General features: G+C 74.9%; 8 protein-coding genes and 1 pseudogene. All 9 read right to left on the reverse strand.

The genetic code is table 11. The features are described from left to right. Window positions 1–22: 22 nt before the first annotated feature. Entirely contained in the window at window positions 23–724 is a 702-nt protein-coding gene (locus tag ABWU78_RS17960) for a hypothetical protein (RefSeq protein WP_439159106.1), read from the reverse strand. Continuing rightward, window positions 721–2,529: a protein kinase domain-containing protein gene (locus tag ABWU78_RS17965; RefSeq protein ID WP_439159107.1), complete on the reverse strand. Its 1,809-nt coding sequence runs from the start codon at window positions 2,527–2,529 to the stop codon at window positions 721–723. The genes ABWU78_RS17960 and ABWU78_RS17965 overlap by 4 nt, the downstream gene beginning before the upstream one ends. Next, window positions 2,526–4,178, reverse strand: coding sequence for an FHA domain-containing protein (locus ABWU78_RS17970; protein ID WP_439159108.1), 1,653 nt, complete (start codon window positions 4,176–4,178; stop codon window positions 2,526–2,528). Before ABWU78_RS17970 ends, ABWU78_RS17965 begins: the two co-directional genes overlap by 4 nt. Then, complete coding sequence (locus ABWU78_RS17975; RefSeq protein ID WP_253055089.1) at window positions 4,175–5,032, reverse strand: PP2C family protein-serine/threonine phosphatase; 858 nt, start codon at window positions 5,030–5,032, stop codon at window positions 4,175–4,177. Before ABWU78_RS17975 ends, ABWU78_RS17970 begins: the two co-directional genes overlap by 4 nt. Beyond that, complete coding sequence (locus ABWU78_RS17980) at window positions 5,029–6,696, reverse strand: RDD family protein (protein WP_439159109.1); 1,668 nt, start codon at window positions 6,694–6,696, stop codon at window positions 5,029–5,031. The genes ABWU78_RS17975 and ABWU78_RS17980 overlap by 4 nt, the downstream gene beginning before the upstream one ends. After that, window positions 6,693–9,194, reverse strand: a complete 2,502-nt coding sequence (locus tag ABWU78_RS17985; protein ID WP_253055088.1) for a transglutaminase-like domain-containing protein — start codon at window positions 9,192–9,194, stop codon at window positions 6,693–6,695. Before ABWU78_RS17985 ends, ABWU78_RS17980 begins: the two co-directional genes overlap by 4 nt. Continuing rightward, on the reverse strand, window positions 9,194–10,531 hold the full coding sequence (locus ABWU78_RS17990) for a DUF58 domain-containing protein (protein WP_439159110.1): 1,338 nt from the start codon (window positions 10,529–10,531) through the stop codon (window positions 9,194–9,196). Before ABWU78_RS17990 ends, ABWU78_RS17985 begins: the two co-directional genes overlap by 1 nt. Before the next feature lie 109 nt (window positions 10,532–10,640). Beyond that, on the reverse strand, window positions 10,641–11,615 hold the full coding sequence (locus tag ABWU78_RS17995) for an AAA family ATPase (protein ID WP_253055086.1): 975 nt from the start codon (window positions 11,613–11,615) through the stop codon (window positions 10,641–10,643). 46 nt (window positions 11,616–11,661) lie between these two features. Next, a pseudogene (locus ABWU78_RS18000) lies at window positions 11,662–12,355 on the reverse strand (hypothetical protein); the annotation flags it as partial.

Genomic DNA, 12,355 nt, shown 5'->3' on the forward strand with positions numbered 1-12,355 from the left:
CGCCCGCCGGGACCCGCGGGGGTCAGCCGTCGTCGGTGAGGTCGAGCAGGGGCAGGTCGGCCGAGGTCACGAGGCGCGACGCCACCGCGTACTCGACGAGGCGCGCACGGCGGTTCGTCGCCAGCGCTCCGGGCCCGCCGCGCAGGCCCTTGACCCCGATCCGGTCGAGCTTGTCGCACACGTTGTCGAGCTTGCGGTTGAAGCGCGTCGTCGCCCAGCCCAGGCGGGCAGCGGCCGCGGCCGACGACGGGATCTCCGACAGGCCGGTGCCGTCGCGTCGCAGCATCGGCTCGGCCAGCGCCACGATGAGCTGCTTCTGGCTCGTCGTGAAGGTGATCATGCCGATGGTCGTCGCGCCGCCCGACTCCGTGTCCTCGGAGCGGATCTCCTGGTACGGCGCCCCGTGCAGCTGCGCGGTGAGCTCGTACGTGGTCGGCCCGGCCGTGAACACGATCGACGTCGTGGGGAAGACGATCGGAAGGCGGTTGCCCGGCGAGAGCCAGGACTGCACCCCGCCACCCGAGTCGCACACCGTCGCGGAGATGAGCGTCCCGACGTTGGCGAGCCACCAGATGCCGCCCTCGTGCGAGATGCGCAGGAAGCGGCGGTGCAGGTACGGGTTGTCCTCGATCGCGAGGTCGCCGTCCCGCCCGATGTCGAACGGGTCCCCGTTCACGGACGGGCGGAACCATTCCCCGCAGAACTCGACCGCGAGCTCGCTCACGCCGCCTCCCCCGTCACGCAGGCCTTCTGGGGTGCCGCGGAGAACTTGCCGTCACGGTCCACGATGACCTCGATGCAGACCTGCTCGCCCGGCTTGGCCCGCAGCTCGACGGTCGTCTCGTCGAACGCGTCCTTGTACGGCGAGTCCTCGATCGGGTCGAGCTTCTTCCAGGCGAACATGTCGCCCTCCTGCGCCTTGTCCGAGTCGTACGCCCACGTGAACGTGGCGACCTCGCGCGCCGGGTCGTAGGTGCCCACGAGATCGTTCACGGGCGGGACGAGGTCGCCGAGGTTGTCCGACGGCAGGAAGTCGTCGTCCGTGGCGGCCGTCTCCTCGCCGCCCCCGCCGGTGTCCGTGTCGTCCACGGGGGCGTCCGGCCGCAGCAGGAAGAACCCGCCGACCGCGACCGCGACCCCGACGACGCCGGCGAGCGTCGCCCACAGCGCGCCGCGGCCCGACCGCTCCTCCGCGGGCGCGGCGGCCGGCCCGCCGTCCTCCGGCCCGGTGGGCCGGTGGACGGTGTCCTCGACGGGCGGCTGGCCCCAGGCCCCCGGGCGCCGGGCGCCGGGGTACATCCGGGACGGGTCCGTGAGCTCGGCGACGGGCGCGTGCCCGCCGGCGCCGACGACGGAGGTCGGTGCGGTGCCCGCGGTGTGCGCGGGCGCGCCCTGGTTCCAGGCCGCGGGCGCGTAGGGCTGCTGCGGGGCGCGCGGTCCCGGCTGCTGCTGCGGGGCGGCCGGTCCGGGCGCGACGGTCTGGCCGGGCCACGGCGCGCCCGGCTGACCCGGCCGCAGCGGCGTCGTGGGCTGGGTCGGCCGGCTCGGCGCGACGGGTCCCGACGACGTCCCACCGGGTCCCGACGGGTCGATCGACACGACCTGGCGCAGGCGGGTCCCGGCGTCGTCGTCCGGCTCCTCCTCCTGCACGTGGCCCGAGTCGTCGAGCAGGTCGATCGGGGTGACCGCGTACGACAGCTCGTTCTGCACCTGCTGGAGGGCGCGCGCGAACGCGAGGACCGTCGGGTAGCGCGACCCGGGGTTCTTCGCCATCGCCGTCGCGAGCACGCGCTCGAGCGAGGCCGGGACGTCCGTGCGGCCCGTCGGGGGCAGCGGCGAGGTCTCGATCCGCGAGATGAGGTTGGCGCTCGAGTTGGAGCCGCCGGGCACCTCGAACGGCGTCCGGCCGGCGAGCAGCGTGTACGTCGTCGCCGCGAGCGCCCAGACGTCGGTCGCGATCCCGCTGCGTGGCGGCTCGGCGAACGACTCGGGCGGGGACCACGGGATCGACATGCCCTCGGCGCGCGCGGCGTCGTCGACCGTCGAGGAGATGCCGAAGTCCGTGAGCGCCGGGTGGCCGTACTCGGTGACCAGGATGTTCGCCGGCTTGATGTCGCGGTGCAGGATGCCCGCGCGGTGCGCCGTCTCGACGGCACCCGCGATCTGGACCGCCGTGCGCAGCGCCTCGGCCACCGAGAGCCGCTCGGTGCGGTACCGCGCGCCGAGGTTGGGGCGCGAGCAGTACTCCATGGCGAGGTACGGGCGCCCGTCGTCGGCGATGTCCGCCTCGTACATCGTGACGATCGACGGGTGGGTCGAGAGCGTCGCCATGAGGTCGGCCTCGGCGTCGAACGCCGCCCGCTGCGAGTGGCTGGACCACTCGTGCAGCAGGACCTTGACCGCGACCCGCCGGCGGGGGCGTTGCTGCTGGTACAGGAAGACGTCGGAGAACCCGCCCGAGCCGACCAGCGAGACGTACTCGAAGCCCTTGATCTCCGGCGGTGGGGACGGCGCGCGCTTGGTGCTCACCGGATCCCCTCGAAGACGAGGGTCACGCCGTCGCCGAGGTCGGCGACGTCGCCGTCGACGACGAGGACCGGCTCCGACGGGTGCAGGCGTCGCGGCGGCTGGCCCGCGCGCAGCAGCGTGGTCCCGTTGGTCGTCGCCATGTCGCTCACGAGGACGTGCCACCCCTCGAGCGTGATCTCGAGGTGCGAGCGCGAGATGTCCTGCTGCGGGCTGGGCACCGTCACCAGGCGGGGCAGCTCCGCCGCCTGCGACCGGGGCGTGCGCGGCCGACGGCCCACGACGACGGGACGGTCGAGCTCGACCGTCTGCCCGGTCGACACCACGACGCGGCCGAGCGGCGGGCGGACCGCCAGCGCGGCGTCGCCCTCGAGGGGCCCGCCGCAGAGAGCGCACGCGTCCCGCGACGGCGGGTTCGCGTGCCCCTGCGCGCACGTCCGCGCGAGGATCTGCTGCTGTCCCGGGCCGGGCGGCGCGCTGAACGACGGCGGCGGCGGCACCGGAGCGGCCCCGCCCGCGTCCTGCGCGGCCGCGCGCAGGTCCGCGATGGCGGACGAGTGCACGGTGTGGCCGTCGTGGTCGAGCCCGGGCTCTCCCTCGGTCTCGGCGGGCTCGCCGTCGGGGTCGAGGACCGTCGCGGCGCGGTGCGCCGCGGCGGGCGTCGCGCCCGTCCACTCCCGCGGGACGCCGGCGATGAGCCCGTCGCCGGACGGGACCGGCGACGGCACGGGCGGTTCCTCCGCGACCGGGGCCGGCGGGACGGGCGGGGTCACGGCGTCCGGGGGTGCCGGCTCGTCGTGCTCCTCGTCGTCCTCGGTGCGCACGGCGGCATCCTCGACGGTCCGCAGGATGGTCGACCCCCACAGATGCGAGTAGTCGTCGTCCTCCTCCGGAGCCGCGGCGGCCTCGGAACCCTCGACCGCTGCCGCGGGCTCGTCCGCGAGCACCGGCGGGGTCGGGACGTCGGACTCCGGCTCGGGCGCGATGGTCTCCTCGGGGAGGCGGAGCGTCGCGCCGAGCGGCGGCGCGGCCGCCACGGGGACGGACTCGGGCTCCACCGCCGTCGGCTCGGTGGCCGAGCCCCAGGAGGGCCGGTCGGTCGGCGCGGGCTCGGCGGCGGGCGCGTCGTCGTCCACGAGGTCCGCGGCAGCCGGCCGGGCGGGGCGTTCGACGAGCGGCCACGCGACGGCGCCCGCGAGGACCACGCCGGAGACGAGCGGCAGCGTGGCCGCGTCCCCGAGCAGGGGCTCCCCGGCGGGCGCCTCGTCGAGGGTGCCGACGACACCGGTGTCGGAGCGCACGAGCAGCTCGACGACGTCGTCCAGGACGCGCTCGGACCAGGTCGTGACGCCCTCGCCCTCGACCCGCACGCGCTCGCCGCCGTCGAGCTCGAGGGTCACGGTCACCCGGCCGCGCGCGGCGACGTGGACGCGACGGTCCGCGACCACCGCCACCACGAACGGCGGCACGGTCCGCAGGCTCGAGCCGAAGGCGCCGGTGAGGACCTGGAGCACCTCGACGACCCCTGCGTCGGTGCCGAGCTGGTCCCAGACCTGCTCGACGAGCGAGGCCTCCACCGGACCCGGCAGCACGACGACCGTGCCGCCTCGCACGACGGCGCGTGCGGTTCCCGTGACGTAGCGCAGCGTCACGTCAGACCCCCGATCTGGAGACGAACATCCCTGGGCAGCGTGTCCTCGTCGACGACCGGACCCGGTGCCGCGGCGTGGTCGCGCGGCGTCGTGCTCCCGCCGCTCGTGTCGTCGGACACGCCCGTCGCGTCGACGACGACGACTGTGATGTTATCCCGGCCCCCGGCCGCGATGGCCTCGTGGACCAGGCGCTCGGCGGCCGCCTGCGGGTCGGGCGTGGAGAGCAGGACCTCCGTGATCCGCTCGTCCGTGAGCTCGCCCGTCAGGCCGTCCGAGCAGACCAGGACGCGGTCGTGCCGCTCGATCGGCAGGTACCAGAAGTCCACCTGCGGGGCGTTGCGCGAGCCGAGCGCGCGCGTGACGACGTGCCGCCGCGGGTGCGTGAGGGCCTCCGCGGGCGTCAGCAGCCCGGCGTCGACCATCTCCTGGACCTCCGAGTGGTCGACGCTCACCTGCTCGAGACGACCGCCGGCGAGGTGGTACGTGCGCGAGTCGCCGACGTTGACGACGAGCCAGTACGGGTTCCCGTCCTGCTCCGAGACGACCACGCCGGTCACGGTGGTGCCCGCCCCCCGGCCGGGCTCGGTGACGATGGCCTGCACGTTCTCCTGCGCGACCGTGATCCGCTCGCGGACCTCGTCCGGCGTGACGACGTCGAGGTCGGCGAGGGGTCGGAGGGCCTCGACGGCCGTCGCGCTCGCGACCTCGCCCGCCTCGTGGCCGCCCATGCCGTCGGCGACGAAGAAGACGGAGCGCGAGACGAGGAACCGGTCCTCGTTGAGGAGCCGGCGCGCGCCCCGGTGCGACGCCGCGCCCCAGGCGAGGTGGACCTCGGCCGGCAGCTCGGTCGTCATGCGGCACCGGGGTGGACGACGATGCGGCGGTCCCCGACGTGGATCGTCGCTCCGACGGGGACGCGCACCCGGGTCCCCGGCTCGGCGACGCGCGGCGGGGCTCCCGGCACCGAGACGACGGTGCCGTTGGTGGAGCCGCGGTCCGTGAGCCACAGGCCGCTCGGGTCCACGCGGAGCTCGGCGTGGGTCTTGGAGACGGACCGCGTCGGGTCGTCGACCGCGACGAGGTTCCACGGCCCGTCGTCGGGCGCCTGCGGGTTGCGGCCGAGCAGGGTCGGGCGGTCGACGGCACGACGCTCTCCGGACTCGAGCTCGATGACGACCGAGACGTCGGGTGCGGGGTCCATGGCGCGGACGTCCCGCGCCGTCATGCGCGTGCTGTCCCACTCCGCCTCGGCGGGCTCGGGCGTGGGCGCGACGGCGGGTGCGGGGGCCGCGGGCGTCACCACGGGGGCGGGGGACGTCGCCGCCGGCGGAGCGGCGGGCGCGGGCGTGGCGGGGACCGGCGGCGCGGCCGGGGTCGACCCGCTCCCGACGCCCGGGACGCCCGTGATCAGTCCGTCGCCCGCGGGCGCCGCGGAGGACGGGAAGGCCCAGGGGTCCGGGACGGGTGCGGCCGGCGCCGGACCCGACGGCGACGTCGGCGCCGACGGGGCGAACGACGCCGTGCCTCCTGGAGCCGCCGGGGCCGCAGGAGCCTGGCCGCCCAGCGGGGCGGGCGGGTAGGGCGCGTACCCCGTCGGAGCCGGTGCGGGGGCGTACCCGGGCTGAGCCGGTGCGGGGGCGTACCCGGGCTGGGGCGTCGAGGCGTAGGCCCCGGCCGCGCCGTGGGAGGAACCCGCGGGCGCACCGGCCATGAGCGTGGCCACGCCCTCGTAGCCGGAGGGCGACGAGGAGGCAGGGCTGACACCGCGCACGTCGAGCACGAGCGAGCGGCCCGCCTTGTCGTGCCACCCCTGCGACCGGCCGGAGGAGTCGAAGCCCGGGCTGAGCAGGACCACGAGGATCCCGCCCAGGGGCACGACGCCGACGATGATCCAGCGCAGCGCCGCCCGGCCGAAGCCGACCGGCTCGCGCGTCCCGGCGTCGACCGTGCGGATGCCGGTGAGGAGGTTGCCGAGCGTCTTGCCCGTCGAGCCCTCCCAGAACCAGACGCCCACCCACCACGCGAGCGCGAGCACCCCGGCGACGACGTAGACCACGAGGATCTTGCCGAAGAGCGCGGCGGCCTCGTCCTGCGTCACGACCTGGACGCTGCCGAGCGGCGTCCCGACCATCGCGAGGCCCGCGACGACGACCACCAGCGCGACGAGGCCCGGGACGGCGACGTCGACCACGTAGGCGAGGAACCGCCGTCCCCTCCCCGCGAACGGGGCGGTCGCGAGCGAGGACGCCGACGGCGCGGCGACGGCCGGGCCGAACGCCTTCTGGGTCGCCGCGTAGACCTCGGGCTCCGTCGTGGTGTCCGGCGCCGAGTGCGGGGCGGCCGCGTACGGCAGGTCCGCCCCCGCGCGCGCGGCGACGGCCTGGACGCTGCCGACCGGGCCTGCGGCCGGCTCGGCGACCGGGCGACCCGTCCGGGGGAAGGGCTGCCCGCACACGGCGCAGAACGCGGACCCCGCGGACTGCGCGGACCCGCACGCGGCGCACGTCACGTCGCTCATGACTCGTCTCCCTGTCGTCTCGTCGGCTCCGACGACGACCCTGCCGCCGGGGGCACGGCGCCACCCTTCGTGCCGGCGCGGCGGCCGGGCAGCCACCGGCGCAGACCCGACGAACCGGAGGCCGCGCGGACCGACCGCAGCGAGAGTGCGGCGCGGACGCGGGCCCGACGGTTCACGGAGGAGCGTAGCCCCCCGACGACGGTGTCCACGTCCGCCCAGAAGGCCTCGATCTCCTGCTCGGTCGGCTCGCCCTGGCCGAAGACGGTCGCGTCGGCGCGGTGCGCCAGCGGGATCGTCGCCGTCGCGCCGTACGCCTGGGAGAGGAGGCCGGCGCCCTCGCGTCGCGTGGACCCGGCGGGGACGGGCGTGCCGAGGTCCGTCGCGGTGTCCAGGACCTCGCGCCAGCCTCCGCTCACCCGGTCGACGGGACGTGCCGCCGCGCGGCGCCGCGCCCGGCGACGCGCCTTGTAGGCGAGCACCAGGATCACCGGCAGGGCGAGGAGCGCGAGCGGCACCACCACGGCGACGGCGACGAGGGCCGCCTGGCCCCAGTCGAAGCCGTCGCTCTCGGCCTTCTCCTTCTCCTCGTCGTCGACCTTGCCGGCCTCGGCCTCGGCGGGCTCCTCCGGCGGTTCCGGGTCCTCGAGGATCGGGGGCTTGGGCACCTGGAGGCTCTTGGGCTCCGGCTGGATCTTGTTGTCCTCGTCGGGGATCGCCGTGATCGGCACCCACCCGTAGCCGACGAACGGCACCTCCGCCCACGCGTGCACGTCGGTCCCGGTCGCGGTGAAGGGCTCGCCCGGCTCGAGCGGGTTCTTCTCCATGTCGGGGTAGAAGCCCATGACCACGCGCGCGGGGATGCCGGCCTGGTTGGCCATGAGGGCGAGCGCCACCGCGAACTGCTCGTCGTCGCCCACCATCTCCTCGTCCGCGAGGAGCGTGTCGATGCGCTCCGCCGAGTGGCCCGGACGCGAGGGGGGCTGGGTGTCGAGCCCGCTGGAGAAGACGCCGCTGGCCACGAGGCCGTCGCGGAGCGCGAAGAGCTGGTCGACGGGCTCGGTCTCCTCCCCCATGAACTGCGCGGCCTTGCCCGCGAGCGACGCGGGCAGCGCGTCCTTGGGCGGCCTCGGCACCTCGATCGACTGGTCGATCGCGCCCGCCCGCAGGTCGTCCTCCGTGGGCTCGACCGTGACGAGCGTGTCGAGCGTGTACGAGTCGCCCGGTCGCAGCCCGGCGGTCGTCAGCGCGGTCCCCGTGGTCGAGTTGTAGTACGTGGTCTCGCCGAGCTCGCGCGCGCGGTCGCCCCCGTAGGTGATGCCCTCCAGCGTGCCGACGTCGGGCACCCACACGCCGGTGTAGTCCCCGACCTGGACCTCGACGCGCGTCGGAGTCCCGGACGCGACGGTCGCGATCTCCTCGCCCGCGCGCGTGTAGACGCCCGAGCCGGGCAGCCCGCTGGAGACGTCGTAGACGACGCCGTTGTACGTGTCGAGACCGGCGAGGCGGACCTTGGCGCCTGCCGGGAGCCCCTGCACGGTGAACAGCTCGTCCTCGCGCATGTCCTTGGCGTACTTGCGGAACGCCGTGAGCGGGCTCACGTACTCGTGCAGGTCGAGGGGCGGCACGACCGTCTCGCGCAGCACGGTGCGCGGCGCGTCCGGGAGCAGCACGGGCGCGGCGAACGCCGCGGCGACGCCGCCGACGACCAGCATCGCCGCGCCGGTGCGCACGCGGTGCCACCAGAGCCGCCGCGTCGCGGCCTTGCTCGCCTCGGTCGTGATCTGGTGCGCCCCGAAGCGCGCGGCCGTGACCCGCCACCCGGCCCACAACAGGCCCACGCCGCCCACGACGAGACCCTGCACCACCGGGAACGCCGCGATGACGGTCCCGAGGAGGATGACCCCCACGAACGCGACCACGACGGGGACGAGCGCCCACTCGGCACGGCGCGCGCGCCACGCGATCGTCCCCGCGAGGAGCGCGGTCGCGAGCATGAGGAGGTACGGGACCACCGCGAGCTCCGGGAAGGAGTGCAGCGGCGGGACCGTGGTGACGAACTCCTTCCAGCCCGTGACGGCGCCACGGAGCAGGTCGGTGATCGTCTGCAGCGACGGGACCACGCCGCCGATCGCGTCCGCCGGCAGCGCGAGCGCGCCACCGAGGAGCAGGTACGCGACGACCGCGACCACGAGGACCGTGGCGGCGGACCACCGGCGCCAGGCGCCGAGCCACGCGACCAGGAGCCCGACGACGGCGCCCCCCGCGGCCGGGAGGAGGTACCCGGTGGACCCCCACACGGGCCCGAACCCGACGGCGACCGCGCCGAGGACGAGGACGAGCGCGAGCGCGTCGACGGCCCCGAGGGCCGTGAGCGCACGCGGGGTGTCGGCCCCGCGCAGCCGGGTCGTGTTGCGCTGCGAGGTGCCCGAGGACGGCGGCGGCGTGCCGACCGGGGTGGCGCGGCGCGAGCCGCGCGTCGTGGTGCTGGGAGCGCTCATCAGTCGTTCAGCCTCCGCAGGGCGAGGGGGAGCTCACCGAGCTCGCCGATGGTGAGGACGACGAGCTCCGCGATGGCGTGCCGGCTGAGCGAGGCCCCGGGGACGCACTGGATCGCCATGACGCGGACGTCCTGGGGAAGCCGGGCGGACGCCGCCCGCAGCTCGGTCGGCGTCACCCTGCTGCCGACGATGAAGGCCACGACCGAGGCGTCGCTGATCGTCAGCCCCGCGACGCGCGCGACATCCACGAGGGACGTCCGCTGCGCGCGCGTCTCGACGCGCGCGAGGTCGTCGAGCAGCCGGGTGCGGTGGTCGCCGCGCAGGTTGCCGTCGTTGACGAGGACGGTGACCCCGCGGTCCTCCTTGATCGCCTGGAGGCCGAGCGACCCGCACGCGCTCACGGCGAGCTCGAACTCGTCGTCGTGCGCGTAGTCCTCGGCACGCGTCGAGAGGAGCACGGCGAGGTGCGACCGGCGGGTCTCCTCGAACTGGCGGACCATGAGCTGCCCGGTGCGGGCCGTCGTCTTCCAGTGGATGTGCCGGCGGTCGTCGCCCGGGACGTAGTCGCGCAGCGCGTGGAACGAGACGTCCGAGTTGGAGATGTCCGTCGTGACGCGGCCCTCGAGGTCCTTGAGGAAGCCCGTGGACGAGCCCGAGAGGTTCTTCACGCGCGGGTGCACGAAGAGCTCCTCGGGCTCGGTCCAGACGACCTCGCGGCGCAGCAGACCGAGCGGGTCCGCCCGCACCGAGCGCACGGGTCCCACGGAGATCACCGAGCGCCGGTGCGTCGGCACCGTGAAGATCTCCTCGTGGCTCGCCTGGGGACGCAGGCGCGGCACGGGGAACGTCGCCATGCCCTGCCCCACCGGCAGCTCCATGACCGAGGGGAGCAGCGGCCGGCCCGAGTCGTTGCGCACGTCGAGCCGGCCGACGGCGCGGTCGCCGACCGTCACGCGCTGCTGCGCGAGGTCGAGCACGACGGCGTAGCGGAAGCGGCCCAGCACGAACGCGACCGCGGCGAGCAGAGACACCGTGAGCAGGATCGCGACCACCAGCAGCTCGAGCCAGGAGAGGGCGAGCCCGGCCCACCACGCCCCGACGGTGACGACGAGCGCGGCCCAGCCGAACGGGCTGACCGCCGACGTCACGGGCTCGACCGCCCTCGTCACCGGCGCCAGCGCGCGCCCGATCGGCGCCGCGACCTGGGCGAGGGGCGCTGCGAGGGGTCGGAGCAGTCCGGCGAGGGCCGACGACGCGGGTGGCGTGCCGGTCCTGCCGCTCGGGCTGCTCGAGCGGGTGCTCGGGCGGCCGGTCGAGGGGCCGTGTGAGGCGTTCATGCGATGGGCTCTCGGTCGGTGCGGGGGAGGACGGTCCGCCGGGTCGACGGTGCGTGGGGCACCCGACGGGCGGAGTGGGCGGACGGCGTGGGGAGCGCCGTACGTCCGGTCAGGCGGAGCGTCGCTCCTGCGGCGCCGCGACGTCGGCGAGGAGCCGGCCGAGCACGGCCTCGTTCGTGGCGCCGGCGAACTCGGCCTCCGGGTCGAGCACGAGGCGGTGCGCCCACGCCGGCTGCGCGAGCTCCTTGATGTCGTCCGGCAGCACGTAGTTGCGGCCGTGGGCCGCGGCCCAGACCTTCGCGCAGCGCACGAGCGCGAGCGAGCCACGGACGGAGACGCCGACGCGGACCTCGGGCGCGTTGCGCGTCTCCTCGGCGAGCCGGGAGACGTACTCCAGGACCGCGCCGTCGACGTGCACGCGCGCGCCGAGCTCGGCCATCTCCGTCACGGCCTGCGTCGTGATGAGCGGCTGGAGCGTCTTGCTCCGGTCGCGGACGGACGCACCGGAGAGGATCTCGACCGTCGACGCGTGGTCCGGGTACCCGATGGACGCCTTCATGAGGAAGCGGTCGAGCTGTGCCTCGGGCAGCCGGTAGGTGCCGGCCTGCTCGATGGGGTTCTGCGTCGCGATGACCATGAACGGACGCCCGACGTCGTGGCCCACGCCGTCGACGGTGACCCGCCCCTCCTCCATGACCTCGAGGAGCGCCGACTGCGTCTTGGGCGACGCGCGGTTGATCTCGTCCGCGAGCACGATCGACGCGAAGATCGGGCCCTGGTGGAACTCGAACTGTCCCGTCTTCTGGTCGTAGATCGTCACGCCCGTGACGTCCGACGGAAGGAGGTCGGGCGTGAACTGGATGCGGTTGTTCGTGCCCTGGACGCTCGCCGCGAGGGCGCGGGCGAGCGACGTCTTTCCCGTGCCGGGTGCGTCCTCGAGGAGGATGTGGCCCTCGGAGAGCATGCACGTCAGGGTGAGGCGCACCACGTGCGCCTTGCCCAGGACGGCCTGGCCCACGTTGCCGACGAGGCGGTCGAAGGTCTGAGCGAACCAGGTGGCCTGCTCGGGGGTCATCGTGCTCATGAGTTTCCGTTTCTCGTTGCGTGCTGTAGAGCGGACGGGCGGGGGGCTACCAGCCCATGACCGGTGTGCTCGTCCCGTCGGAGAACTTCACCTGGACCTGCTGGCCCGGCCAGCCGTAGTAGCACTGGAGCCGCTGGCGGCCGTTGCTCAGATTGATGGTCCACCACTCGTTGGAGTAGTTCGACGAGGGCGAGAACCTGTGCCATCCGCCGTCCGAGCCCCAGCACTGGTACTGGACCGATCCGGTCGCGCCGTTGGGGTCGATGCCGAGCCAGCGGCACGAGCTGTCCCCGCACCCCTCCTCGCCCTGGGCGTCGGAGTGCTTGTAGAGCGTCGGCCTGGGGCGCTCCGCGGTCGTCGCGGAGTCGCACGCCTCGTCGGACGTGTTGCCCTCGCTGTCCTTCGCGACGGCGCACAGCTTGGCGGTCTCGCCGTAGCCGAGCCCGCTCGCGGTGTACGTGTTCGACCCCGAGCCGGCGGACTGGGAGATGCCGAACGACCCGGACTTCGCCCCGCTGACCGTGATCGTCACGTTGCGACCGTTCGTCGAGCCGGAGACCTTGAAGGTCACCTGGCCGTTGCCGCCGCTCGCCGAGACGGACGGGCGCGGCGGCGGGCCGTACGGGGTGGCCGAGTTGGCGGTCGTGCTCTCGCCGGCCTGGTTCGCGCCGTCGACGTTGGCGACGGCGCGCACCCTGATCGAGTACGCCTTTCCGTTGGTCAGCCCGCCCCCGACCCTT

Origin of the sequence: Cellulosimicrobium sp. CpK407 (assembly GCF_051844275.1) — a bacterium.
In the GTDB taxonomy this organism is placed as follows: Bacteria; Actinomycetota; Actinomycetes; order Actinomycetales; family Cellulomonadaceae; genus Cellulosimicrobium; species Cellulosimicrobium cellulans_G.

What these genes read in the sequence shown, in the direction of transcription:
- ABWU78_RS17985 (WP_253055088.1), bottom strand. Translation starts at nt 9,194, where the DNA reads ATGAGCGCTCCCAGCACCACGACGCGCGGCTCGCGCCGCGCCACCCCG.
- ABWU78_RS17975 (WP_253055089.1), bottom strand. Translation starts at nt 5,032, where the DNA reads ATGACGACCGAGCTGCCGGCCGAGGTCCACCTCGCCTGGGGCGCGGCG.
- ABWU78_RS17990 (WP_439159110.1), bottom strand. Translation starts at nt 10,531, where the DNA reads ATGAACGCCTCACACGGCCCCTCGACCGGCCGCCCGAGCACCCGCTCG.
- ABWU78_RS17995 (WP_253055086.1), bottom strand. Translation starts at nt 11,615, where the DNA reads ATGAGCACGATGACCCCCGAGCAGGCCACCTGGTTCGCTCAGACCTTC.
- ABWU78_RS17980 (WP_439159109.1), bottom strand. Translation starts at nt 6,696, where the DNA reads ATGAGCGACGTGACGTGCGCCGCGTGCGGGTCCGCGCAGTCCGCGGGG.